This window comes from Paraburkholderia suaedae (genome assembly GCF_040812055.1).
Classification (GTDB): domain Bacteria; phylum Pseudomonadota; class Gammaproteobacteria; order Burkholderiales; family Burkholderiaceae; genus Paraburkholderia.
In genome coordinates, this window is record NZ_JBFOAH010000010.1 from 41,264 (window position 1) to 66,774 (window position 25,511).

23 protein-coding genes are annotated in these 25,511 nt (G+C 64.3%); 13 read left to right on the forward strand and 10 right to left on the reverse strand.

Features of this window, described 5'->3' with window-relative positions; genetic code table 11:
• Positions 1–61: 61 nt before the first annotated feature.
• Positions 62–874, forward strand: a complete 813-nt coding sequence (locus ABQJ48_RS15815; RefSeq protein ID WP_367838945.1) for a mechanosensitive ion channel family protein — start codon at positions 62–64, stop codon at positions 872–874.
• A gap of 169 nt (positions 875–1,043) precedes the next feature.
• On the opposite strand, the gene ABQJ48_RS15820 is transcribed toward ABQJ48_RS15815, so the two are convergent.
• A complete protein-coding gene (locus tag ABQJ48_RS15820; RefSeq protein ID WP_367838946.1) occupies positions 1,044–1,715 on the reverse strand; it encodes a VTT domain-containing protein in 672 nt (223 codons plus the stop codon).
• Between the two features lie 203 nt (positions 1,716–1,918).
• Between ABQJ48_RS15820 and mutL the strand changes: the two genes are divergently transcribed.
• Positions 1,919–4,021, forward strand: a complete 2,103-nt coding sequence (mutL, locus tag ABQJ48_RS15825) for a DNA mismatch repair endonuclease MutL (protein WP_367838947.1) — start codon at positions 1,919–1,921, stop codon at positions 4,019–4,021.
• Positions 4,022–4,064: 43 nt separating this feature from the next.
• Positions 4,065–5,015, forward strand: a complete 951-nt coding sequence (gene miaA / locus ABQJ48_RS15830) for a tRNA (adenosine(37)-N6)-dimethylallyltransferase MiaA (protein ID WP_367838948.1) — start codon at positions 4,065–4,067, stop codon at positions 5,013–5,015.
• Between the two features lie 98 nt (positions 5,016–5,113).
• On the opposite strand, the gene purM is transcribed toward miaA, so the two are convergent.
• Complete coding sequence (gene purM, locus ABQJ48_RS15835) at positions 5,114–6,169, reverse strand: phosphoribosylformylglycinamidine cyclo-ligase (RefSeq protein ID WP_367838949.1); 1,056 nt, start codon at positions 6,167–6,169, stop codon at positions 5,114–5,116.
• Between the two features lie 101 nt (positions 6,170–6,270).
• Here purM and ABQJ48_RS15840 point away from each other — a divergent pair, with 101 nt between their 5' ends.
• From ABQJ48_RS15840 to panB, 7 genes are all read left to right on the forward strand, one after another.
• A complete protein-coding gene (locus tag ABQJ48_RS15840; RefSeq protein ID WP_367838950.1) occupies positions 6,271–7,347 on the forward strand; it encodes an AI-2E family transporter in 1,077 nt (358 codons plus the stop codon).
• 74 nt (positions 7,348–7,421) lie between these two features.
• On the forward strand, positions 7,422–8,204 hold the full coding sequence (gene hda / locus ABQJ48_RS15845) for a DnaA regulatory inactivator Hda (RefSeq protein WP_367838951.1): 783 nt from the start codon (positions 7,422–7,424) through the stop codon (positions 8,202–8,204).
• A complete protein-coding gene (locus ABQJ48_RS15850; RefSeq protein ID WP_367838952.1) occupies positions 8,197–8,883 on the forward strand; it encodes a histidinol-phosphatase in 687 nt (228 codons plus the stop codon). Before hda ends, ABQJ48_RS15850 begins: the two co-directional genes overlap by 8 nt.
• On the forward strand, positions 8,880–10,472 hold the full coding sequence (gene pcnB, locus ABQJ48_RS15855; RefSeq protein ID WP_367838953.1) for a polynucleotide adenylyltransferase PcnB: 1,593 nt from the start codon (positions 8,880–8,882) through the stop codon (positions 10,470–10,472). Before ABQJ48_RS15850 ends, pcnB begins: the two co-directional genes overlap by 4 nt.
• Before the next feature lie 48 nt (positions 10,473–10,520).
• On the forward strand, positions 10,521–11,063 hold the full coding sequence (gene folK, locus ABQJ48_RS15860) for a 2-amino-4-hydroxy-6-hydroxymethyldihydropteridine diphosphokinase (RefSeq protein WP_367838954.1): 543 nt from the start codon (positions 10,521–10,523) through the stop codon (positions 11,061–11,063).
• A complete protein-coding gene (locus ABQJ48_RS15865) occupies positions 11,060–11,740 on the forward strand; it encodes a deoxynucleoside kinase (protein ID WP_367838955.1) in 681 nt (226 codons plus the stop codon). Before folK ends, ABQJ48_RS15865 begins: the two co-directional genes overlap by 4 nt.
• A 34-nt stretch (positions 11,741–11,774) precedes the next feature.
• Complete coding sequence (gene panB, locus ABQJ48_RS15870) at positions 11,775–12,590, forward strand: 3-methyl-2-oxobutanoate hydroxymethyltransferase (RefSeq protein WP_367838956.1); 816 nt, start codon at positions 11,775–11,777, stop codon at positions 12,588–12,590.
• Positions 12,591–12,688: 98 nt separating this feature from the next.
• Here panB and ABQJ48_RS15875 read toward each other — a convergent pair whose 3' ends face one another.
• The 5 genes from ABQJ48_RS15875 to grpE all read right to left on the reverse strand — a co-directional run bounded on the left by ABQJ48_RS15875 (position 12,689) and on the right by grpE (position 19,283).
• Positions 12,689–14,644 carry a chorismate-binding protein gene (locus ABQJ48_RS15875; RefSeq protein WP_367838957.1) on the reverse strand — a complete coding sequence of 652 codons (1,956 nt, stop codon included), beginning with the start codon at positions 14,642–14,644 and terminating at the stop codon, positions 12,689–12,691.
• Between the two features lie 25 nt (positions 14,645–14,669).
• Positions 14,670–15,809, reverse strand: a complete 1,140-nt coding sequence (gene dnaJ, locus ABQJ48_RS15880) for a molecular chaperone DnaJ (protein WP_367838958.1) — start codon at positions 15,807–15,809, stop codon at positions 14,670–14,672.
• Positions 15,810–16,089: 280 nt separating this feature from the next.
• Positions 16,090–18,057, reverse strand: coding sequence for a molecular chaperone DnaK (dnaK, locus tag ABQJ48_RS15885; protein WP_367838959.1), 1,968 nt, complete (start codon positions 18,055–18,057; stop codon positions 16,090–16,092).
• A 153-nt stretch (positions 18,058–18,210) separates the two neighbouring features.
• Positions 18,211–18,648, reverse strand: coding sequence for a thioredoxin family protein (locus ABQJ48_RS15890; protein WP_367838960.1), 438 nt, complete (start codon positions 18,646–18,648; stop codon positions 18,211–18,213).
• 53 nt (positions 18,649–18,701) lie between these two features.
• Positions 18,702–19,283: a nucleotide exchange factor GrpE gene (grpE, locus tag ABQJ48_RS15895; protein WP_367838961.1), complete on the reverse strand. Its 582-nt coding sequence runs from the start codon at positions 19,281–19,283 to the stop codon at positions 18,702–18,704.
• Positions 19,284–19,659: 376 nt separating this feature from the next.
• Between grpE and ABQJ48_RS15900 the strand changes: the two genes are divergently transcribed.
• Complete coding sequence (locus ABQJ48_RS15900) at positions 19,660–19,821, forward strand: hypothetical protein (protein WP_367838962.1); 162 nt, start codon at positions 19,660–19,662, stop codon at positions 19,819–19,821.
• Here the strand turns inward: ABQJ48_RS15900 and ABQJ48_RS15905 are convergent.
• The 3 genes from ABQJ48_RS15905 to hrcA all read right to left on the reverse strand — a co-directional run bounded on the left by ABQJ48_RS15905 (position 19,793) and on the right by hrcA (position 22,472).
• Positions 19,793–20,200, reverse strand: coding sequence for an RNA-binding S4 domain-containing protein (locus ABQJ48_RS15905; RefSeq protein WP_367838963.1), 408 nt, complete (start codon positions 20,198–20,200; stop codon positions 19,793–19,795). The two genes, ABQJ48_RS15900 and ABQJ48_RS15905, sit on opposite strands and share 29 nt — an antisense overlap.
• Before the next feature lie 8 nt (positions 20,201–20,208).
• Positions 20,209–21,279, reverse strand: a complete 1,071-nt coding sequence (hemH, locus tag ABQJ48_RS15910) for a ferrochelatase (protein ID WP_367838964.1) — start codon at positions 21,277–21,279, stop codon at positions 20,209–20,211.
• A 173-nt stretch (positions 21,280–21,452) separates the two neighbouring features.
• Positions 21,453–22,472: a heat-inducible transcriptional repressor HrcA gene (hrcA, locus tag ABQJ48_RS15915; protein WP_367838965.1), complete on the reverse strand. Its 1,020-nt coding sequence runs from the start codon at positions 22,470–22,472 to the stop codon at positions 21,453–21,455.
• 357 nt (positions 22,473–22,829) lie between these two features.
• On the opposite strand from hrcA, the gene ABQJ48_RS15920 reads away from it, so the two are divergent.
• Both ABQJ48_RS15920 and recN read left to right on the forward strand, forming a co-directional pair.
• Positions 22,830–23,732, forward strand: coding sequence for an NAD kinase (locus tag ABQJ48_RS15920; RefSeq protein WP_367838966.1), 903 nt, complete (start codon positions 22,830–22,832; stop codon positions 23,730–23,732).
• A gap of 79 nt (positions 23,733–23,811) precedes the next feature.
• On the forward strand, positions 23,812–25,485 hold the full coding sequence (gene recN, locus ABQJ48_RS15925) for a DNA repair protein RecN (protein WP_367838967.1): 1,674 nt from the start codon (positions 23,812–23,814) through the stop codon (positions 25,483–25,485).
• Positions 25,486–25,511 lie beyond the last annotated feature (26 nt).

Here is a 25,511-nt window from a genome sequence, read left to right on the forward strand (position 1 = left end):
GCCGCTGTATTGCGCCACCGTCGTTCAATCAGTAGAAGGCACTTATCCAGCGAGGGACATCGTGGATATCGATACCGTACGCGTGTTCGTCATGACCCGAGGCGTCGATCTCGGCACCAGGGTCCTCGGGGCAATCGTCCTGTGGATCGTCGGCCGCTGGATCATCGGGCTGATCACCGGCTTGCTGCGCAAGGTGCTGGCGCGCAACGGCCGGGTCGATCCCACGCTCGCTCACTATCTCGGCTCGATTCTCGGCGCCTTGCTGAACCTGCTGCTGATCCTCGCGATCCTCCAGGTGTTCGGTGTGCAGACGACTTCGTTTGCCGCGCTGCTCGCCGGCCTGGGCCTCGCGATCGGCACCGCGTGGGGCGGTCTGCTCGCCCATTTCGCGGCTGGCGTCTTCATGCAGGTGCTGCGGCCCTTCAAGGTAGGCGATTTCGTCACCGCGGGCGGTGTCACCGGCACGGTTTCCGAGCTGGGCCTGTTCGGCACCACCATCATCACGCCGGACAACGTGACGACGATCGTCGGCAACAACAAGATATTCTCCGATACGATCTCGAACTTCAGCGTGTTGCCGGTGCGGCGCGTCGAGCTGACCGCCAAGATCGCCAACGGCGTCGATCCGACCGATGCGATGAACCGGTTGAGGGCGGCCGTCGTGCAGATTCCCAACGTCGCCGCGAGCCCCGCGCCCGACATCGAAGTGTTGAGCTTCACGCCCGAGGGACCACTGCTATGCGTGCGGCCCTATACGGCCAACGACCACTATTGGCAGGTCTATTTCGACACGAATCGCGCGATCGTTCAGACGTTCAAGGACGCGGGCTATCCCACGCCGGAAACGCCACTCGCGCCACGCGCGGTCCACTGAACGCGAAGGGGTTGATGGCGTATCACAAGATTTGCGCCCCGGCGTCAAGCCAGAGCCGGCCGCCGCGGCACCGGCAGCCTCACGCTTCACGCAAGAAAAAAGCGCCGCGAAAATCCACGGCGCGTTCACGTTTCTACCGCGTCAGCGGCCACGCGGCCGCGCCGACACTTCAGCGGCTACCGGCCTTCGCGCCATCCTTGCGGAACATCTTCCACAATGCGCCGAGCAGGATCGGCACGATGGCCGCGCCGATACCCACCAGCACGATCACATTCAGGTACTGGCGGATAAACGGAATATTGCCGAAGAAGTAGCCGAGCAACACGAGCAGCAATACCCACAGCAACGCGCCGATGATATTGAACAGCTGAAAGCGGCTCACCGTCATCGACGATGCGCCGGCCACGAATGGCGCGAAGGTCCGGACCACCGGAATGAAACGCGCGAGCACGATGGTCTTTCCGCCGTGCTTCTCATAGAAGTCGTGGGTCTTCTGCAGCGCGCGGCGATCCAGGAAGCGTTCGAGGAAAGGAATGTGCGAATTGAACACACGTGGCCCGATGGCCCGCCCGATCATGTAGTTCACCGTGTTGCCCGTGGCCGCCGCAACGAGGAGGAGCACGATCAGCAGACCCAGGTTCAACTCGCCCGTCGCGCAGAAAGCACCGCCGATGAACAGCAGCGAGTCCCCTGGCAAAAACGGCAGAATCACCAGCCCGGTTTCGCAGAACACGATCAGAAACAGCACCGCGTAGACCCAGGCACCGTAGACGTGAATGAAGTCTCCGAGGAACTTGTCGATGTGCAGAACCAGGTTGACGAAATGTAGCAGCGTATCCAAGGAGCGTCCTCTGTTAAACGATTGACAGCGTGGCGAAACGGCTGGCCGGCCAACCGGCGAATGCAGCGGCGAGTATACGCAAGCACAGCCTGGCAGCCGAAATTGACCGCGTCATGATACCGAAAGTGTCTCACCGCGCCTGGAAATCTGCCTTGCTCGTATGCGGCGGCGGACGCCGCGTGCCGAATCGCTATAATTTCGCCATGTCCGAAATCTCCGAAACGCCTGACGGCTCCGGCACGGCCGCCACGAGCCCAGCCGCCGCGCACGCGAGCACGCCACGTCCGTTGCGCGCGATCCAGCCCCTTCCAGATCAGCTCGTCAGCCAGATCGCCGCCGGCGAAGTGGTGGAACGGCCGGCGTCGGTGGTCAAAGAGTTGCTGGAAAACGCGCTCGATGCGGGCGCGCAAACGCTGCGCATTCTGCTCGACGAAGGCGGCGTCAAGCGTATCTCGGTCACCGACGACGGCTGCGGCATCCCCGAGAGGGAACTGGTGCTCGCGCTGATGCGCCACGCGACCAGCAAGATCCGCTCGCTCGCCGAACTGGAGGCGGTCGTTACACTCGGGTTCCGTGGCGAGGCGTTGGCGTCGATCGCCTCCGTCGCGCAAATGACCATCACGAGCCGCACCGCCGACGCGCCGCATGCCGTGCGCGTCGACGCGCAAACCGGGGTGCTGAGTCCCGCGGCCGGCACTCAGGGCACGACGATCGAAGTCCGCGAGCTGTACTTCAACACGCCCGCGCGCCGCAAATTCCTGAAAAGCGAGCAGACCGAACTCGGCCATTGCCTGGAACAGATCCGCCGCGCAGCGTTAGCGCGGCCGGACGTCGCGATTTCGGTGCTGCACAACGGCAAGGCGGTCGAACACTGGAACGCGAGCGAGCCGCCGCTGCGGGTCGCGAAGATTCTCGGCGACACCTTTGCAACGGCCCATCTGCCGCTCGATGAATCCGCCGGACCGCTGGCCATCTACGGCTGCGCCGGGCTGCCGACCGCAAGCCGAGGCCGCGCCGATCAGCAGTACTTCTTCGTGAACGGCCGCTTCGTGCGTGACAAGCTGCTCACGCACGCAGTGCGCGCCGCCTACGAAGACGTGCTGCATGGCGAGCGTTATCCATCGTACGTGCTGTTCCTCGATCTGCCGCCCGAAGGGGTCGATGTGAACGTACATCCGTCGAAGATCGAGGTTCGCTTTCGCGACTCCCGCTCGATTCACCAGTTCGTGTTTCACGCGGTGCAGCGCACTCTGGCGCGGCATGCGGGTGCATCGCCGGAAACGACGGCGGGCGGGCACGCGGCACAGCTGGCGCCCGTGGCCGGCGGGCCGGCTTCGTTCGGTGCGACGCCGTTGGGCGGCGCGGGTGCAAGTTCGGGCGTGGGCGGCGGTGCTTCGGGCTCGGGCTCGGGCATCGGCTCGGGCATCGGCTCGGGCGGCTTCGCAGCCGGCAATGGAGGCAGCCTGAATCGCGGCTCGAGCGATGGATTCGGCTCCTCGCATTCCGGCACGAGCTGGATGCGCCAGGCGCGCATGACGCAAGGCACGCTGCCGGTCGCGCAGCCGCTCGGGTTCTACGACGCGTTGTTCGGCCGCAAAGACACCAACGCCGGCACCGCCGAAGGCGCCACGCTTTTCGAAGCGCGCGACTCGGCCGCCGAAACGCCCACGCCGTATCACGCATCCGCGCCGTATGGCTCGCCCGCCTTCAGCGCCGCCGACGAGCAACCGCTCGGCTTCGCGCTCGGTCAGATTCACGGCATCTACGTGCTCGCACAAAATGCGCAGGGACTGGTGATCGTGGACATGCACGCCGCGCACGAGCGCATCCTGTACGAGCAGTTCAAGAACGCGCTGGCCGATCGCGCAATCGCCGTGCAGCCGCTGCTGATCCCGCAAACGATGCAGGCCGATCCGATCGAAATCGGCACAGTGGAAGAAGAGCGCGACACGCTCGACGCGCTCGGCTTCGACCTCGCCGTGCTCTCACCGACCACGCTCGCGATCCGCGCGGTGCCCGCCTTGCTCAAAGACGCCGATCTGCAGGCGCTGGCGCGTGCGGTTCTGTCCGACCTGCACGCGTTCGGCGGCTCGCGGGTGCTGACCGAGCGTCAACACGAACTGCTCGGCACACTCGCGTGCCATCACGCGGTGCGCGCGAACCGTCGTTTGACGCTCGACGAGATGAACGCGCTGCTGCGTCAGATGGAAGCGACGGAGCGCGCCGATCAATGCAACCACGGGCGTCCGACTTGGTATCAACTGTCGCTGTCCGATCTGGATCGGCTCTTCATGCGCGGGCAGTAACGGTGCGCGCCATCACGTTGTGTCGACGCGCGCCGGCTCACCCATGACGCCACGCGCTTTCTCCACGCCAATCCCCTGCCTGCTTGGCCCAACGGCTTCCGGAAAAACCGCGGCCGCGCTGGCGCTGGCCGCACGGCGGCCGGTCGAGATCATCAGCGTCGATTCAGCGCTCGTGTATCGCGAGATGGATATCGGCACAGCGAAGCCGACCGCGGAAGAACGAGCGGCGGCCCCCCATCATCTGATCGATATCGTCGAGCCCACCGACGCTTATTCGGCCGCGCAGTTTCGCGCCGACACGCTGCGGCTGATCGGCGAAATCCACGCGCGCGGGCGGCTACCGGTGCTGGTCGGCGGCACCATGCTGTACTTCAAGGCGCTCACGCAGGGGCTCAACGACCTGCCCCCCGCCGACCCGGACGTGCGGGCCACGCTGGATGCCGACGCCGCGCGCGAAGGCTGGCCGGCGCTGCATGCGCGGCTCGCGGAACTCGATCCGGTGACTGCGGCGCGGCTTGCGCCAAACGATTCCCAGCGAATTCAGCGCGCGCTCGAAGTTTTCCTGCTGACCGGGCAAGCGATGTCCACGTTGCTGGCCGCACCCGCACGCACCGACGACGCCGCCGCCGCGTGGCGCTTCGTGCCGTTCGCACTGGAGCCGTCCGATCGCGGCGTATTGCACGCACGCATCGAGCGGCGCTTCGATGCAATGCTGGCGCAGGGTTTCGTCGATGAAGTCGTGAAGCTCCGCGAACGCGGTGATCTGACGCCCGACTTGCCGTCCATGCGATGCGTCGGCTATCGGCAGGTGTGGGAGTACCTGGATGGCGCGGTCGACTACCCGACCATGCGCGACAAGGGGATCTTTGCGACGCGGCAGTTGTGCAAGCGGCAGCTGACGTGGCTGCGGAGCATGACGGAGCGGGTGGTGGTGGACTGCTGCGATCCACACGCTACCGCACGGGTGCTCGATCAGATCGAGTCGATGATTTGAAGCGTCGAGGTCGAGCTTTGGCGCAGTGCGTTGATGGGTTGATGCGATAACCCCGCGCAGCGCTTGTGCAATTCACACGCCGCGCGGAAAACCAGCTATTAGATCACGACGGTCTGCGCTTCACCCGCCGCGCTCTCGCGAATCTCGCCGATTTTCCAGATCAGTTCGCCAGCCGCCGACAACAGGCCGATTGCCGCCTCGGCATCGGCCGCGGAAACCACGACCGCCATGCCGATCCCGCAATTGAACACGCGGTGCATTTCCGCGTCGGCGACGCCGCCGTGTTTCTGCAGCCAGGAGAACAACGGCGGCATGGGCCATGCGCGGTGATCCAACGCCGCCGTCAGGCCTTCACGCAGCACGCGCGGAATGTTTTCCACCAGCCCGCCGCCCGTGATGTGCGCCATGCCCTTCACGGTGATCTGCTGCATCAGCGCGAGCAATGGCTTGACATAGATGTGTGTCGGCGCCATCAGCGCGTCGGCAAGCGTTCGGCCGTCGAAGTCGGCATTCAGATCGGGCTGCGCGCGCTCGATGATCTTGCGCACCAGCGAAAAACCGTTCGAATGGATGCCGCTCGACGCGAGGCCCAGCACCACGTCGCCGGGCGCGATGGTACTGCCGTCGATGATCTTGCTCTTTTCCACCGCGCCCACGGCGAAACCGGCCAGGTCATACTCGCCGTCCGGGTACATGCCCGGCATTTCCGCCGTTTCACCGCCGATCAGCGCGCAACCCGACAGTTCGCAGCCATGCGCGATGCCCTTGACGACCGTGGCCGCCGTGCCGACATCCAGCTTGCCGCATGCAAAGTAGTCGAGGAAGAAGAGCGGCTCGGCGCCTTGCACGAGAATGTCGTTCACGCTCATCGCCACCAGATCCTGGCCGACGGTGTCATGCTTGTTCAGTTGGAACGCGAGGCGCAGCTTGGTGCCGACACCGTCGGTGCCGGACACGAGCACCGGCTCCTTGTATTTCTTCGGCACTTCGAAGAGCGCGCCGAATCCGCCGATACCGCCCAGCACGCCGTCGCGCATCGTCTTTTTGGCAAAGGGCTTGATCGCGTCGACCAGGGCGTCGCCCGCGTCGATGTCCACGCCGGCGTCGCGATACGACAAACCTTGGGCGTCAGGGGCGGATTTCGGTTGATTCATGGGGAAGAGCGAGAAGGTCGGTAAAATGCGATTTTACCCGATGCTGGCCGACTGGCTGGAATTGAATCATCCGGTTCCGACAACACCTGGGGAAACGCACTTTGCAACAAAACTCATCGATTCCGACGCCGGTTCAGCGCCGCGCGCTCATCTGGCTGGCTATCGCGCTGGGGATCGGCATCCTGCTGTGGCTACTGAGTCCGGTGCTCACGCCGTTTCTGCTCGGGGCGATTCTCGCGTACATTCTGCAGCCGGGCGTCGCGTGGATGGTGCGCCGGCGCGTGCCGCGCGGCCTCGCCGCGTTGCTGATGATGCTGTTTTTCGCGCTGCTGATGGCCCTGCTCGTGCTGTTGGTGCTTGCGGTGATCCAGAAGGAAGCGCCGCAATTGCGGCAGCAGGTGCCGGTGTTCTTCGCGCATGTCAGCGTGTGGCTGCAACCCAAACTGGCGCTACTGGGTCTCGCCGACTCGCTCGATTTCGCCAGCATCCGCGACCTCGTGATGGGCGAGCTGGAAGGCAGCGCGCAAACCGTCGCGCTGTACGCGTGGACCTCGCTGCGCACGAGCAGCAACGTGATGATGACGGTGGTCGGCAACCTGGTGCTGGTGCCGCTCGTGCTCTTCTATCTGCTGTTCGACTGGAACCGCATGCTCGCGCGCCTGCAGGTCGTGGTGCCGCGCCGCTGGCTCGACAAGACGCTGCAACTGGCGCGCGACATGGACCAGATGCTGTCGCAATACCTGCGCGGCCAGTTGCTGGTGATGGCGGTGCTGGCCGTGTATTACTCTGTCGCGCTGAGCCTGGCCGGGTTCGAGATCGCGCTGCCGGTCGGCATCTTCACGGGGCTCGCCGTGTTCATCCCGTACCTCGGTTTCGCAACCGGTCTGGTGCTGGCGCTGCTGGCGGCGCTGCTGCAGTTCGGCGACTGGTACGGCTTCGGCGCGGTCGCACTGATCTACGGCGTTGCGCAGATCGTCGAGAGCTTTTATCTGACGCCGCGTCTGGTCGGCGAACGCATTGGGCTGCACCCGCTCGCGGTGATCTTCGCGCTGCTCGCGTTCGGCCAGCTGTTCGGCTTTTTCGGCGTGTTGCTAGCGTTGCCCGTCAGCGCGATCCTGTCGGTGGCGATCCGCGAGTTGCGGCAAAGCTATCTGACCAGCATGCTCTACAACAACTAACTGCTTACTGACGTTTCAGGGCCCGAAATCCGGGCCACTTGCGGCCTGAGCCTCATTTCCGGCATTCACCTACTGTGCTTCGTCAACTGACGCTCGATCTCGGCACTCCGCCGCCATCGACATTCGACAATTTCTTCCCCGGCGCCAACGCGGAACTGGTCACGCGGCTGCGTGAGCTCGACAACGCGCTCGCCGCCGGACCGGTCGCCGACCGCACCTTCTACATTTGGGGCGACTCCGGCAGCGGTCGCACGCACCTGTTGCAGGCGCTCGTGCACGAAGCGCCGCCGGGTCACGCGCGCTTTGCCGGCCCGCAGAGCAGCCTCGCCGCATTCAGCTTCGACCGGCGCGTCGGGCTGTATGCGATCGACGACTGCGACGCGCTGTCGGCCGCGCAGCAGATCGCCGTATTCAACCTCTTCAACGAAGTGCGCGCGCATCCCACCAGCGCGCTGGTCGCCGCCGGTAATGCGGCGCCGATCGGCATGACGGTGCGCGAGGACTTGCGCACCCGCCTCGGCTGGGGCCTCGTGTTCCATCTCGCGCCGCTACCCGACGAAGCCAAGGCGGCGGTACTCAGGCACGCGGCGCGCGAGCGCGGCCTGATGCTCGCCGACGATGTGCCCGCCTACCTGCTCACGCACTTTCGCCGCGACATGCCGAGCCTGATGGCGCTACTCGACGCGCTCGACCGCTTTTCGCTCGAACAGAAGCGCGCGGTTACGCTGCCACTGTTGCGCACGATGCTGGCTTCGCCCGGCGCCGACGAACGGCGCATGGGGGCCGGCGCGTCAGGCGCGGCGGCGGGTTCGCACGCCGCTTCATCCGCTTCAAGTAAAATAGGCCCCCATGGCTAACCTTGCACTCTTCGATCTCGACCACACGCTCATCCCCACCGACAGCGACCACGAATGGGGCCGCTTCATGGTGAAACACGGCATGGTCGACGCCGAAAATTTCGCTCGTGAAAACGACCGCTTTTTCGCCGACTACAAAGCCGGCCAGCTCGACATTCACGCCTATCTGATCGCGATGCTCACGCCGCTTGCCCGGTACACCCGCGCGCAACTGGCAGAGTTCCACGCACAGTACATGCACGAAGTGATCACGCCGGCCATCTCCCCGGTCGCGCTGGAGCTGGTCAAGCAGCACCGCGAGGCCGGCGACCTGTGCTGCGTGGTTACCGCTACCAACGAATTCATCACCCGCCCGATCGCCCAGGCTTTCGGTGTCGAGATGCTGATCGCGTGCGAAGTGGAAACCGTCGACGGCGATCCGCACGGGCCCTACACCGGCCGCCCCACCGGCACGCCGAGCTACAAGGAAGGCAAGATCGTCCGCACCGAAGCGTGGCTCGCGTCGCTCGGCAAGACCTGGAGCGACTTCGAGCACAGCTATTTCTACAGCGATTCGCACAACGACATTCCGTTGCTCGAGAAAGTCACCGACCCCATCGCGACCAATCCGGACGACACATTGCGCGCCCATGCGCACGCCAAAGGCTGGCGCATCCTCGAACTCTTCCAACCCTCGTGATCAAAAAACTCATTCGCAAGCTATTCGGCCAGGACCCGGCGCCCGCCGACGACACCCAGCCCGCCGAAGCCGACTCGGACTCAACCGGCAGCGCCCGCACGCGCACCAGGTCCACCACCGCGGGCACCGCCAGACCGCGCCGCAAGGCCAGCGGCGCAGCCGCCCCGGCCGTGCCGGAGCCGGATGTGCCGGTCATCATTCCGCACGACGTGCACGGCATCGATCCCACGCTGATCTCGCGCAACGCGATTCGCGTAACCGAAGGGTTGCAGCAGGCGGGGCATCGCGCGTTCATCGTCGGCGGGGCGGTGCGCGATCTGCTGCTCGGCATCAAGCCGAAAGACTTCGACGTCGCCACCGACGCCACCCCCGACGAAGTGCAGAAGCTGTTCCGCCGCGCGCGCATCATCGGCCGGCGGTTTCAGATCGTGCACGTGCAGTTCGGCCAGGAAATCATCGAAACCTCGACGTTCCGCGCGCTGGTCGATCCGCCCGCCGCCGACGCCCCGCCCGCACGGCGCCTCAAGCGCGACGAGCTCGACCGGCGCACGCACGCGGTGGACGCGAGCGGCCGCGTGCTGCGCGACAACGTGTGGGGCGAGCAGCACGAAGACGCCACGCGCCGCGACTTCACGGTCAACGCGATGTACTACGATCCGGCCACGCAAACGGTACTGGACTATCACAACGGCATGGCCGACATGCGCGCGCGTCTGCTGCGCATGATCGGCGACCCGGCCACGCGGTACCGCGAGGACCCGGTGCGCATGCTGCGCGTTGTGCGTTTTGCCGCGAAGCTCGGCTTCGAGATCGAAGACCACACTCGCGCGCCGATCGCCAGCATGGGCGATCTGATCAACAACGTGCCGGCCGCGCGTCTGTTCGACGAGATGCTCAAGCTGATGCTGTCGGGTCACGCGCTCGCCTGCCTCAAGCGCTTGCGCCACGAGGGCCTGCATCATGGCCTGCTGCCGCTGCTCGACGTCGTGCTGGAGCAGCCCACCGGCGAAAAATTCATCACCTTGGCGCTGACCAACACGGATGCCCGGGTGCGCGCCGGCAAACCGGTGTCGCCGGGCTTCCTGTTCGCCACCCTGTTGTGGCACGACGTGCAGCAGCGCTGGCAGAAATTCGAAGCCGACGGTGAATATCCGGTCCCCGCACTGCATCGCGCGATGGACGAAGTCCTCGACACGCAAACCGAGAAACTCGCGATCCACAAGCGCTTCTCGTCGGACATGCGCGAGATCTGGGGCCTGCAGTTGCGCCTCGAAAAACGTTCGGGAAGAAGCGCGCTGAAGCTGCTCGAACACCAAAGATTTAGAGCGGGGTATGATTTCCTCCTGTTGCGCTGCGAATCGGGCGAACTCGACGAGTCGGTCGGTGCGTGGTGGACGGAGTTCATCGAAGGAGACATCGCCGCGCGCGAGGCATTGCTCACGCAGGGCGGGACGGACCGAAGCCCCAGAAAACGCCGGCGGCGCAGCAGTGGCGCCAGAAAACGCAAAGCGGGCGACGGAATGGAGGGCGGCACGCCAGCCGAACGCACAGACAACGACGCGGGCCGCGAAGGCGCGCACGACGACTGACGCGGCGTTCGCTGACGCCGTCGAACGATAGTTGCAGGAAGTGATGCCATGACCGTTGCTTATCTTGGCCTCGGCGCGAATCTCGGGGACGCGCGCCAGACCCTGAAAGACGCAGTGGTGTGCCTGGCGCAACAGCACACCATCTCCGTGCTCGCGAAATCGAGCCTGTATCGCACTGCCCCGATCGACGCGGGCGGTGACGACTATTTCAACTGCGTCGTGAAGGTCGAGACGACGCTTCCCGTGCGGCATCTACTGGCGCTGTGCCACAAGATCGAACATCAGTTCGGCCGCGAACGCCCGTTTCGCAACGCTCCGCGCACGCTCGACCTGGATATCCTGCTATACGGCAATCAGTCGATCGACGAAGCCGACCTGAGCGTGCCGCATCCCCGTTTGATCGAGCGCGCGTTCGCGCTCGTGCCGCTCGTCGAGATCGACGCGGCGCTCGTCATCCCGCAACACGGCCGCGCCGATGCACTGCTCGCCGCGGTCAGCCATCAACGCGTCGAGAAAGTGAAGTCGCCCTGTCAGTGCCCCATACTCAGTGCGTTGACGGCCGGCAGCGCCGATAAAGGCCGCTGCGAATGAGCGCACCGCCCCTCACCGTCACCGCGCCGCAACTGCGCCCGCCATTCGGCTATCTGGCGATCGAAGGGCCGATCGGCGTCGGCAAGACTTCGCTCGCACGCCGCCTCGCGCAGCGCTGGTCGATGCACGAGCTATTCGAGCGGCCGCAGGACAATCCCTTTCTCGAACGTTTTTATCGCGACACCGCGCGTTACGCGTTGCCCACGCAGTTGCACTTCACATTGCAGCGCGCGCAGCAGGCGCAGGACGTGAGCGCCGCATATGACTCCGGCACGCCACTCATCGCCGATTTCATGACGCAGAAGAACGACATCTTCGCCCGTCTGACCCTGGAGGAAGACGAGTGGCAACTGTATCGCGCGCTCGCCGCGCGGCTTGAAACCAGCGCGCCCGCGCCGGATTTCGTCGTCTATCTGCAGGCCAGTCCCGAGGTGCTGTTCGCGCGCATTCAGAAGCGCGCCGTGCCGATGGAGCTGCAGATCTCCGACGCGTATCTGCGCGCGCTGTGCGACGCGTACAACGACTTCTTTTATCACTACGACCGCACGCCCGTGCTGACGGTCAACGCCGAACACCTGAATCCGCTCGACTCCGACGCGGACCTTGCGCTGCTCGCCGAACGCATCGAAACGATGCGCGGCCGCAAGGAATTCTTTGTCAAAGGCACGTCGCTCTGAGCGGCGCGCCGACGTCTTTTCGATGGATTGACCCATGACTTATTTGCAGGAAGCGAGCCGGAGCGCGATCACCGTGCCGAAACTGCAGACAATGCGCGACGCCGGCGAAAGAATCGCCATGCTCACGTGTTACGACGCGAGCTTCGCCGCGCTGCTGGATCGCGCGGGCGTCGACGTGCTGCTGATCGGCGATTCGCTGGGCAACGTGCTGCAAGGCCAGAGCACCACGCTGCAGGTGTCGCTGGCCGACATCGCGTATCACACGGCCAGCGTGGCGCGCGCCCGGACCTCGGCGCTGGTGGTGGCCGATTTGCCGTTTGGCACCTACGGCACGCCGGAGGACGCGTACAGAAGCTCTGTCGAACTGATGCGCGCGGGTGCGCAGATGGTCAAGCTCGAAGGCGGCGAATGGCTCGCGCAGACCGTACGCTTTCTGGTCGACCGCTCGATTCCGGTGTGTGCGCACGTCGGCCTCACGCCGCAGTCGGTGCATGCGTTCGGCGGCTTCAAGGTGCAAGGCAAGACCGAGGCGGGCGCGAATCAACTGCTGCGCGACTCGCTGGCAATGCAGGCGGCAGGCGCGCAACTGATCGTGATGGAAGCGATTCCGTCGCAGCTCGCCAGTGAAGTCACGAAGCAGTTGTCCATTCCGACGATCGGCATCGGCGCGGGTGTGGACTGCTCAGGTCAGGTGCTGGTGCTGCACGACATGCTGGGGATTTTCCCCGGCAAGCGACCGCGCTTCGTGAAGGATTTCATGCAAGGGCAGCCAAGCATTCTGGCCGCCGTGCAAGCGTATGTGGGCGCGGTCAAGGATGGTTCGTTCCCTGGGCCGGAGCACACGTTCTGATGCGCTTGCACCGCTTGGATGTTGAGCCCGGCGCTGATTGCATGCGGGCGCAGGCGGTTCATTTTTGCTGATCCGGACGTGCGGCTCGCTGTACGGTTCTAGCGCACGATCCGCGCCGGCAATGCGCCGCGCAACGCGTTGCAGATCAGCAGCGCTTCGGCGTTCAGCACGTCCATTCGCGTGAGGACTCTTTCAGCCGCTTGCAGGTCCGACGCTTCTTCGAGCAGCACACTGCGCATCACACCGGGCAGCACGCCCGATGCGAGGGGCGGCGTCCACCATCGCCCCGCCAACTTCACAAACACGTTCGACCGGCCGCCTTCGGTCAACTCACCTCGCTCGTTGAAGAACAGCGTATCGAATGCGCCCTTCGCTTCGGCTTCGCGCCAGCCGCGATCGTAGTCCGCGCGGCGGGTGGTCTTGTGACGCAGCAGCGGGTCGGCGGCCTGGGTTGCGGAAAAGCCCTGATCGGGACCGAGCAGCACGCCGACGATCGAGTCCGCCAGCGGTGTCAGGACTGCGGCGAGGATGTGCACGGTGCCGTCCTTGCTCAGCGCGAGCCGCATGCGATGCGGAGTCTGCGCAGGTAGCGTCGCGCACCTCGCGGCAATCTGGGCACCGAGTGTATGGACATCATCGAGCCTGAAGCCGAGCGTCGCGGCGCTCGACGAAAGTCGTTGCAGATGACGCGCCAGATGCCGCACGCCTTCTTCCCGCGTCGCGTACATCGTTTCGAAGAGGTCGAAACCCGGCTCGGCGCCAGTCAGGAAATGCGCTTTTAATTTGCACTCCGCATATTCGTCGGCGGCCACGCTGTCGAGCACGATGCCCGCGCCGATGCCCATCTCGCCCTTCAACCCGCCGGTTTTCCCCGACCTGTTCAACGTCAATGTCCGGATCGCTACGGAGAGGCAAAAGTCTCCGCATGGGGATTCGTTGGAGACGATGGCTGGAGCCGGGGCCGCTGGCGCGGCAGCTGCATCTGCCGACCGGCCTGCGGCGCGAACATGCGTCGTGGCGGAAGGCCCGTCGAGCCAGCCGATCGCCCCTGTATAGAGTCCGCGCGGCGTGCTCTCAAGTTCGTCGATCAATTGCATCGTGCGATGCTTCGGCGCGCCAGTGATCGAGCCGCATGGAAAGAGCGCGCGCAGAATGCCGGCGAACGACGTGCCGGGCCGCAGGGCGGCTTCCACCGTCGACGTCATCTGCCAGACCGACGCATACGGTTCGACCGCGAACAGCGCCGGCACCTCGACCGACCCCGTCTGCGCGACGCGCGATAGATCGTTGCGCAACATATCGACGATCATCACATTCTCAGCGCGGTTTTTCGGGTCGCTGCCGAGAAATTCGGCAGTGCGACGATCGGCGACCGGATCGTCCGAGCGGGGCGCCGTGCCTTTCATCGGCCGCGCGCGCAACTTCTCGCCGTGCTTTTCGACGAAGAGCTCGGGCGAACACGACAACACCCACTGATCGCCGGGCAACGCGATCAGCGCGCCAAAGGGAACCGGCTGACGAGCTCTCAGGCGCCGATACAACGCAATCGGTGAGCCGAACACGTCGAAATCGAGCCGGTACGTGTAGTTGACCTGATACGAATCGCCCGCACGCAACGCGGCATGAATCGCATCGATGGCCGCGTCGAATTGCGCGGCATCGACGCTCGCGCGCACGTCGGCCACGCCCGCCACCGAGGGCTCGGCCGCGCCCTCGTCGCCATCCGCGAGCCACGCGTCGACCTCTTCACGCGAATGTTTGACGCAGCGCTCGAACAATAAAAAACGCAGCGTGGCATTGCCACGCTGCGTTTTCGGAGACACCGCCCTGATATCGAGGAGTGCCCGGCCAAATTCATAGTCGGCAAGCATGACGGCGTGCAAGCCGCCCCGGATGTCCGCCGCGACGCAGTCGCATACAGCCTCCAGTTGCGCGGCGTCCGCGCAGACCCGCTCACGCACGAAACCCGTGTACAGACGACTGGAACGGCGCGCCGGCGTCGCATCGCAATCGTCGAGCAACGCGAATACCGTGCCGCGCCTGTCAGTCGTCATGCCCACCGCCAACTTCCAACTGCTACTAATCGAAGAAGCTCTTTACGCGATCGAACCAGCTCTTGCTTTGCGGGCTATGCCGGGCGCCGCCTTCCGTCAGCGCCTTTTCGAATTGCTTGAGCAGATCGCGTTGCGACTCGGTGAGCTTGACCGGCGTTTCGACTTGCACATGCACGTACAGATCGCCGGCGATACTCGAACGCAACCCCTTGATGCCCTTGCCGCGCAGACGGAACGTCTTGCCGGACTGCGTGCCTTCCGGCACGGTGAAGCTGGCGCGGCCCGCGAGCGTCGGCACTTCGATTTCGCCGCCGAGTGCCGCCGTGGTGAAGGGAATCGGCATCTGGCAATGCAGGTCGTCGCCGTCGCGTTCGAACACCGAGTGCTGCTTGATATGAATCTCGACGTACAGATCGCCCGCTGGACCGCCGTTGATGCCCGGCTCACCGTTGCCGGCAGAGCGAATGCGCATGCCGTCGTCGATACCCGCGGGAATCTTCACTTCCAGCGTCTTGGTTTCCTTTACCTTGCCCGCGCCGTGGCAATGGCCGCACGGTTCGGGAATGTAGGTGCCGGTGCCGTGGCACTTCGGGCAGGTCTGCTGAATGCTGAAGAAGCCTTGCGACATCCGCACCGCGCCAGAGCCGCTACAGGTCGGGCAGGTTTCCGGCTTGGTGCCGGGTTTCGCGCCCGAACCGTGGCAGACTTCGCACGAGACCCAACTCGGCACGCGAATTTGCGTGTCGTAGCCGTGCGCGGCCTGCTCCAGTGTGATTTCCATGCTGTAGCGCAGATCGGCGCCGCGATATACCTGCGGACCGGCACGGCCACCGCCGCGCGCCGCGCCGCCAGCCGCCTGGCCGAAGATGTCGCCGAAAATATCGCCGAATGCATCGGCGAAACCGCCGAAGCCTTGCGCACCGGCACCGCCCATGTTCGGATCGACGCCCGCGTGGCCGTACTGGTCGTACGCGGCACGCTTTTGCGAGTCCGACAGCATTTCATAGGCTTCCTTCACCTCTTTGAAATGCCCTTCCGCATCCTTGTTGCCCGGATTGCGGTCTGGGTGGTGCTTCATCGCGAGCTTGCGATAAGCCTTCTTGATTTCGTCGTCGCTCGCGTTCTTTGCGACGCCCAGAACCTCGTAGTAATCCCGTTTCGCCATATCGGTTCAACGCCACTCGCGCAATGCGACGCGGTGGCTCCTCTTGAATGCTGGAGTCTCGCGACTCGTCCGGCCGCTGTTTTCACCCGTTTCGACACGGTTCAAAACAACGCCCTCCATAAAACAAATGTGCCCGGAGAACCCCAAAAGGCTCGCCAGGCGTGATAACCGCTCTTGCACATTGTTCGCCCGAAGAGGCGCGGTTCCTTGCGGTTCCTTGTGCAGCCGGGCCGCGCACATTGCTCTGTGCGCGGCTTTACGGTCGAAATGCGACCTGGCTTTAGTCCTTCTTCACTTCCTTGAACTCGGCGTCGACCACGTCGTCCTGCTGCTGGCTCGCGCCTGCCGGTGACGCACCCGCGCCCGCGCCCGTCGCGCCTGCCGCACCCGCTGCCGCTGCTTCGGCACCTTGCGCGGCCTGCATGTCGGCGTACATCTTCTCGCCCATCTTCTGCGACGCCGTTGCCACCACTTCGATCTTGGCTTCGATCGCGGCCTTGTCGCTCGATCCGCTCTTCAGCGTTTCTTCGAGGTCTTTCAGCGCGGCTTCGATCTTTTCCTTCTCGCCGGCGTCCAGCTTGTCGCCGTATTCGGTGAGCGCCTTCTTCGTGCTGTGGACCAGCGCGTCGCCCTGGTTACGGGCGTCGGCCAGCTCACGCAGCTTGTGGTCTTCTTCCGCGTTCGCTTCCGCGTCCTTCACCATCTTCTCGATTTCGGCTTCGGACAGACCCGAGTTCGCCTTGATCGTGATGCGGTTTTCCTTGCCGGTCGCCTTGTCTTTCGCACCGACGTGCAGGATGCCGTTCGCGTCGATGTCGAAGCTCACCTCGATTTGCGGCGTGCCGCGCGGTGCCGGCGGAATGCCTTCCAGGTTGAACTCGCCGAGCAGCTTGTTGCCCGCTGCCATTTCGCGTTCGCCCTGATACACCTTGATGGTCACGGCGCTCTGATTGTCGTCGGCCGTCGAATAGACCTGTGCGTGCTTGGTCGGGATCGTGGTGTTCTTGTTGATCATCTTCGTCATCACGCCGCCGAGCGTTTCGATGCCGAGCGACAACGGCGTCACGTCGAGCAGCAGAACGTCCTTGCGGTCGCCCGACAGAACCTGGCCTTGAATCGCGGCGCCAACGGCGACGGCCTCGTCCGGGTTCACGTCACGGCGCGGATCCTTGCCGAAGAACTCCTTGACCTTTTCCTGCACCTTCGGCATGCGGGTCATACCGCCGACCAGAATCACGTCGTCGATTTCGCCGACCTTCACGCCCGCGTCCTTGATGGCCACGCGGCACGGCTCGATCGTACGTTCGATCAGCTCCTCAACCAGCGCTTCGAGCTTCGCACGCGTGATCTTCAGGTTCAAATGCTTCGGACCGGATGCGTCCGCCGTGATGTACGGCAGGTTGATTTCGGTCTGCTGGCTCGACGACAGCTCGATCTTCGCCTTTTCAGCCGATTCCTTCAGGCGCTGCAGCGCGAGCACGTCTTTCGACAGATCGACGCCCTGCTCCTTCTTGAACTCGCCGATGATGTAGTCGATGATGCGCTGGTCGAAGTCTTCACCGCCAAGGAACGTATCGCCGTTCGTGGACAGCACTTCGAACTGCATTTCACCGTCGACGTCGGCGATTTCGATGATCGAGATGTCGAAGGTGCCGCCGCCGAGGTCGAACACGGCGATCTTGCGGTCGCCCTTTTCAGCCTTGTCCAGACCGAATGCCAGAGCAGCAGCGGTCGGCTCGTTGATGATCCGCTTCACTTCCAGGCCGGCGATGCGGCCGGCGTCCTTGGTTGCCTGGCGCTGGCTGTCGTTGAAGTACGCGGGGACCGTGATCACGGCTTCAGTGACCGGCTCGCCGAGGTAGTCCTCAGCGGTCTTCTTCATCTTGCGCAGCACTTCCGCGGAGATTTGCGGCGGCGCCAGCTTCTGCGTGCGCACTTCGACCCACGCGTCGCCGTTATCGGCCTTGATGATCTTGTACGGCATCAGGCCGATGTCTTTCTGCACTTCTTTTTCTTCGAAGCGACGGCCGATCAGGCGCTTGACCGCATACAACGTGTTCTTCGGGTTCGTGACCGACTGACGCTTCGCAGGCGCACCGACGAGGATCTCCCCGTCTTCCATGTAAGCGATGATTGACGGCGTGGTGCGCGCACCTTCCGAGTTCTCGATCACCTTGACCGAATTGCCTTCCATGATCGCCACGCACGAGTTGGTCGTGCCGAGGTCGATACCGATAATTTTGCCCATTTTCACTGATCTCCTGACTTTGATCGCTGCGAGAATCGCCCTGTTTGCGCACGCCGCGCTCGGTCGATCCGCTCTCAATTCACACCTGCACTCAACATAAGTGCGTCCGCATCGTTTTCAAGACCTCTTTTGCGATGCGGTCTTTAATTTTTTTCAATCGGCCGAACTTTTGCCTGCATCCGATCCATCTGCTTGCGCGCCACTTGCAGCGGTGGCCCGGATCTTTTCACGTGCGGCTCTGACTGCCGCCTCGAACTGCCCGAGGCCATGCCAGCCGGTCGCCCGGCCAAGCCGCTTGCCGCGGTGAAAGAAGAACCACGTGGGCACGCCGTGCAGCACGAACCGCCGACCTAATTCGCGGTGCTCGTAAACGTTGCTGTGAAACCAGCGCAAGCCGAGCGCACGGATCGAATCGGGCTGCGCCAGCATGGCCTTCTTGGCGACCTCGCAGTTGAAGCAGTCGAGACCCCAGAAAAAGACCACGGCCAGCTCGTCTCCCGCTTCGGCCAAGCCCGCGTCGAACGAATCGGCGCTCAACTCCTGCATCTCGAACACTGCAAACGCGGTTGCGCCGACGGGGATGTTGGCCATAGCAATGCCGCTGTGCGCGCCCGAAGGAACGGCTTACGAAGCGTCGTGGCGCGTTACTTCGGCGCGGCGACGGTCACGAGCGCGGGACGCAGCACGCGATCCGCAATCACGAAGCCCTTTTGCAGGACGGACACGACCGTGTTCGGTTCCTGGTCGGCCGGCACCACCGAAATAGCCTGATGGCGATGCGGATCGAACTTCTCGCCGACCGGGTTCAGGGCGACGACGCGGCCCTTCTCGAGCGCGCCGGTCAACTGCCGCAGCGTTAGTTCGACCCCTTCGCGCACCTTTTGCAGGTCGTCGGACGAATGGGCGACGGCCGCTTCGAGGCTGTCGACCACCGGCAACAGATGCTCCGCAAAGCTCTCGATCGCAAACTTGTGCGCCTTGGCGACGTCCTCCTGAGCGCGACGACGCACGTTTTCCGTTTCCGCCTTCGCGCGCAGGAAGCTTTCCTGCAACTCGGCGATCTTCGCCTGAGCTTCGGCCAGTGCGGCTTGGTCGGCGGCGACAGGCGTTTGCGTCGTGGCGCTCGCAGCCGCGTCCTGCGGTGCCGCAGCCTCGACGGCCTGGCGCGCGGGCTCGTCCGCGGGCGTGGGATTCTGGCTCGTCGGGTTCTCTTGCGTGTTTTCCATGTCGCTGAAAAGTCGTTAAAAGGTAAAAAACCAACGGTGGCGACGGCGCATGAAGCATGCCGTGCTCTGTGCGTTGCCAGAGAGCGACCTGCGCATTGGCGCGCAACCGGATATCAGAGCCGCAGATGGGGTCGGACAGACCCGTTTCAAGCGATGCGCCGCGTTCTTTTCGCACCGTTTCAGGGCGGCGGAAATGCCCCGTAACAACGATTTTTGCCGCGCAATCAGATTGAGATTGAGTGCGGCGAACAAGTGGCCTATGCTGCAATAAAGCATCGGGAAAGACGCGTTAACCCTAATCTGACGTATCGCTTACCGATTTAACTATTCCACCTGATTCGCCCGTTTCGTCCCGAATCTTCCTGAAGGGAGTACCGTGAAACTGACCTTTGCAATCGGGGTGGTCGCACTGGTACTTGTTGCGGGCACCACGACCATCTGCATGTCCGGTGCGGTCAACGACCGCACCACCGAGTACGGCGGTGTGCACGCGACCATGGAACAGCTGTTTAGTCCCCACCCGAAAATCTGTCGATGACGCGCCGCTGGCGCTTGGTCGGCCGCCCATGCAATTCGGCCGCCGGTTCGCGATATGTCCGGCGCCGCTCCTGCTCGGCCTGGCGCTTCAGCTTGCTCTCTGCGGTCTCCGCATAGAGCGTTTGCGCGACGCTCGCCGGGCCGCGCACGTCGCATACGCCGAGCACTTGCACCTGCCACACGAACCGCTCGATCTCGATCTCGACCAGGTCGCCAACATGCACGTCCTTGGCCGGCTTGACGCTGGCTCCGCCGATGCGCACATGCCCTTGGTCGACCGCGGCCGCCGCCAGCGACCGCGTCTTGAAGAAGCGCGCAGCCCACAGCCATTTGTCGATGCGCAGCTTCGCGCCCGCTTCGGTTGAAATGCGGTAGTTCATGAGCCTGCTCAACCTCCTGTGGCGTGCGGCACAGGCACCGCCTGCACCGGCCAGCCCTGCAAATTCTGCGCGACGATTTCGCCGAGCGCGGCAATCCACGGCTGCGACGCGTTCACGCACGCAATGCGGTGAAACTCCTTGCCGCCCGCATGCAGGAATTCGTCGCGCACTTCCATGCCGATTTCCTCGATCGTTTCGAGGCAGTCGGCAGTGAAGCCCGGACAGAACACGTCGGCACGCCGCACGCCCGCGGCGCCCAGTTCCTTGAGCGTAGGCGCCGTGTACGGCTGCAGCCACTCGGCCTTGCCGAAGCGCGACTGGAAGGTGATCCGGCATTCCACCGGCGTCAGTTCCAGCGCCTGCATCAACATGGCGCCGGTCTGCTGGCATTGCTCGTGGTACGGGTCGCCCAGGTCCAGCGTGCGCTTGGGCACGCCGTGGAAACTGAACACCAGCCTGTCGCCCGCCGCGAAATCCGGACGGCCATGGAGATGCCAATAGTGACGCACCTGCGCGGCGAGCGCCGCAATGTACGCCGGATGATCCGCGTACTGGCGCACCATGCGGATCTCCGGCTGGTTGCGCATGCGCTTGAGCGCCGAAAAAGCGTCGTCGAACGCGGTCGCCGTGGTCGACGATGAGTATTGCGGGTACATGGGCATAAGCAGCACACGCTCGGCGCCCGCCAGCTTCAACTGGTTCAGCATGGCCGGAATGCCCGGCGTGCCGTAGCGCATCGCGTAGTCGACCAGCACCGTGTAGTCGTTCAATTGCAGCAGGTGGCGCAGGGCCTCCGTCTGCTTCTCCGTATAGACGCGCAGCGGCGAGCCTTCGGGCATCCAGACCGCGGCGTACTTCTTTGCAGAACTGCGGCCGCGAAACGGCAGGATCAACAGACGCAGAATGATCTGCCAGAGCAGCGCCGGAATTTCGACCACCCGCGGATCGGACAGGAACTGGGCGAGATAACGGCGCACCGCGCGCGGCGTCGGCGCGTCCGGCGTGCCGAGATTGATCAGCAGCACGGCAACGCGATGTGACGCGGCGTTCTGCGAAGGCCGCTCGAGGTCAAAGCGCATAGGCAGCGGGAGTCACCGCTTCACGCGGAGATTGGATTGAATGGAAATTCATTATAGCGGTGCGGTCCATGGCCGGGTCCGCCGCGCGCCCCTGGCCGTTCGGCCGATTGGCAAGCCGCGCGCGCTCGCGCATCATGCTCGGCACGGCTCGCGGCAATGGAGCCGACCGGCAGCTATTGCTGGCTCAAGGTCAGAGAAAGCAGACGCGCAGTGATGTCGACAATCGGAATCACGCGGTTGTAGGCCATGCGAGTGGGTCCGATCACGCCGAGGGTGCCGACAATCTTGCCATTCACCTCGTACGGCGCGGTGACGACGCTCATCTCTTCGATGGGAACGAGATTCGACTCGCCGCCGATGAAGATCTGCACACCCGCCGCGTGACTCGATACGTCGAGCAATTGAAGGAGACTGGTCTTTTGGTCGAACACATCGAACAGCTTGCGCAGGCGCGCCATGTCCGACGACAGGTCGGCGACTTCCAGAAGATTGCGCTCGCCGGATATCAGCACGGTCTCGCCGGTGTCGGACTCGTCGGTGCTGGCCGTGACGGCGGCGTGCATCAGCGTCGTCATGTCGCCGCGCAGCTCGTCGATCTCCTCACGCAGGCGGCGGCGCACCTCGTCGAACGACAGGCCGGCGAAATGCGCGTTGATGTAGTTGGACGCCTCGACCAGTTGCGACGGCGAAAAATCGCGCTGCGTGGCCATGATGCGATTCTGCACGTCGCCTTCGGGCGTCACGATGATCAGCAGGATGCGCTTGTCGGACAAACGCATGAACTCGATTTGCTTGAATACGTGGCTGCGCCGCGGCGTGAGCACCACGCCGGCGAACTGCGACAGATTGGACAGCACGCTGGCCGCCGCGGCGACGATTTTCTGCGGCTCGCCTGCCTGCAGCGTGGTCTTCACGGTGCGCATCACCGCTTCCTCGTCCGCGGCGGATTCCACCGTCAGCATCGTATCGACGAACAGCCGGTAGCCGCGCGGCGTGGGGATCCGGCCTGCGGAGGTATGCGGACTGATCACGAGCCCCAGATCCTCGAGATCGGACATCACGTTGCGAATGGTTGCCGGGCTCAGTTCGAGGCCCGAATAACGTGACAGCGTGCGCGAGCCGACCGGCTGACCTTCGGCGATGTAGCGCTCGATCAGCGTTTTCAGGAGGGTTTGTGCGCGAGGATCTAGCATGACGAAAAATTTTAGCTCAATGACAGAACGACCGCGAGCGCTAACGATGCCTGGCCCTCACGACCGCACGACTGCTCGCCGGGACGCCACCTGCTGGGTGGTTGGGCGCTGCAAAGTCGCCCAGCACTGGATCCGTCGCGTCAGCAGCGCTCACCCACGGCATCTGGGGCACGCTTCAGGCCGCGCTCGCCGCACGTCGGTCGGCAGATCGCCGCAATGTTTTGGCCGGCGCACACATCATGAAGCCTTCACCATTCTAACGACAATCGCCGCATGCGCTCACGGCCTGCGCGCGGCGGCCCGCTACCGGGTCTGTGTGCGGTTCTTTTCAGGCCCTACCTATGGTGTAATGCCGGCATGCAAGTGACCAGCCAGTTCAAGACCGTCGCGCTCGTTGGGCGCAACAACACGCCAGGCATCGGGGAGCCGCTGACCGCGCTCGCTTCGTGCATCGCGAAGCGCGGCTTCGAGGTCGTGTTCGAAGCCGACACCGCGGCTGAAATCGGCGTCACCGGCTATCCGGCGCTGCGTCCGGCCGAGATCGGCGCGCGCGCCGACGTCGCCGTGGTGCTGGGCGGCGACGGCACGATGCTCGGCATCGGTCGCCAACTCGCGCCGTACCGCACGCCGCTCATCGGCATCAACCATGGGCGGCTCGGCTTCATTACCGACATTCCGATCTCGGACATGAGCGAGATCGTGCCGCAAATGCTGTCCGGCAAATTCGAGCGCGAAGAGCGCGTGCTGCTCGAAGCGCGCATCATGCGCGGCGGCACCCCCATCTACAATGCGCTTGCCTTCAACGACGTCGTGGTCAACCGCAGCGGCTTTTCGGGGATGGCGGAACTGCACGTCTGTGTGGATGGGCGCTTCATGTACAACCAGCGCTCGGACGGTCTGATCGTTGCTACGCCGACCGGCTCGACCGCTTACGCGCTGTCGTCGCAAGGGCCGATTTTGCATCCGCAATTGCAAGGCATCGTATTGGTGCCGATCGCGCCGCATGCTTTGTCGAACCGCCCTATCGTGCTGCCCGACGATTCGAAGGTGAGCATCCAGATCGTCTCCGGGCGCGAAGTGAACGTCAATTTCGACATGCAGTCATTCACCTCGCTCGAGTTGAGCGACACCATAGAAGTACGGCGCTCGCGTCACACTGTGCCGATGCTGCATCCCGTCGGCTACAGCTACTTCGCCACGCTGCGCAAAAAGCTGCACTGGAACGAGTACCCGTCGCACGAAGAAGACCCCAACCCCTGAGCGGCACAGCAACGCTGGAACGCTTGCGACAAAGCCCGCCGCTGCCGGACCCGAATCTCAAAGCTCATCAGACGACCTCATGCTTCGCCACCTCTCGATACGCGACTTCGTCATCGTCGCCGCGCTCGACCTCGAATTCGACAGCGGCTTCACTGTTTTCTCCGGCGAAACGGGCGCCGGCAAGTCGATCCTCATCGACGCGCTGGCGCTCGCGCTCGGTGCCCGCGCCGATGCGAGCGTCGTGCGCACCGGCGAGAGCCGTGCCGACATCACTGCCGAATTCGACACGCATGCCGACGTCGAGCAATGGCTCGACGAGCAGGCGCTCGGCGCGACGGCCGGCACCGGCGACGAGCACGGCGGCACGGTCATGCTGCGGCGCGTGGTGGACGCGAACGGCCGCTCGCGCGCTTTCATCAACGGCACGGCGGCGACGCTCGCGCAGTTGCGCGAGGTCGGCCAGATGCTGGTGGATATTCACGGCCAGCACGCGCACCAGTTGCTGATGCGCGCCGACGCGCAACGCGAGCTGTTCGATACCCACGCCGGCCTTGCCGACCTTGCGGCCAACGTCACGCGGGCGTGGCGCACGTGGCGCGAGAAAGTGCAGGCGCTCGAGCATGCGCAGACGCGCGACCGCGAGCTGCAGCTCGAGCGCGAGCGCCTCGCGTGGCAACTTACCGAACTCGACAAGCTCGCGCCGCAGCCGGGCGAATGGGAAGAGGTCAATAGCGAGCACCGGCGGCTATCGCACTCGGCCAATCTGATCGACGGCGTGCAAGGCGCGCTCGGCGCGCTGTCCGAGTCGGACGAAGCGATGATCACGCAACTTGCGTCGATCGTATCGAAGGTGCGCGACCTCGCGGACATCGACCCGGCGTTGAGCGACGTGCTGGCCGCACTCGAACCGGCCGAAATCCAGTTGCAGGAAGCGGTCTACTCGCTCAGTCATTACGCGCAAAAGCTCGAACTCGACCCGGAGCGGCTCGCGCAAGTCGAAAAGCGCCTCGACGCGTTGCACTCGGCCGCGCGCAAATTCCGCCTGCGACCTGAAACGCTGCCGGACGAGCACGCGGCGCGTCGCGCGCAACTGGCCGCGCTCGATGCCGCCACCGACCTCGACAGCCTGCACGCCGCCGAAGCCAAGGCCAAAGAAGCCTTCCTGAGCGAAGCGAAACAACTGTCGAAGGCGCGTGCCCGGGCCGGCACCGCGTTGGGCGCCGCGGTCACCACCGGCATGCAGGAGCTGTCGATGAAAGGCGGCAGCTTCGAAGTCGCGCTGATGCCGCTGCCCGAAGGCGGCGCGCATGGGCTCGAACAAGTCGAATTCCGCGTCGCGGGACATGCTGGCGTGCCGCTGCGGCCGCTCGCCAAGGTCGCCTCCGGCGGCGAACTCGCGCGTATCAGCCTTGCGCTGGCGGTCATCGCCAGCGCCGCGAGTCCGACCCCTACGCTGATCTTCGACGAAGTCGACACGGGCATTGGCGGCGGCGTGGCCGAAGTCGTTGGACGGCTGCTGCATCAACTGGGACAAGCGCGCCAGGTGTTGTGCGTGACCCACTTGCCGCAAGTCGCCGCGCGCGGCGACCACCATTTCCAGGTGGCGAAAGCGGGCAACGGCAAGGGCGGCACGGTGAGCAGCGTGATTTCGCTCGACAAGGCGAGCCGCGTCGAGGAAGTTGCGCGGATGCTGGGCGGCCTGGAAATCACCGCGACGACCCGCAAGCACGCGAAGGAAATGCTGGCCGCCTAGCGTGAAGTGGCTGGCCAAGCGCTCGT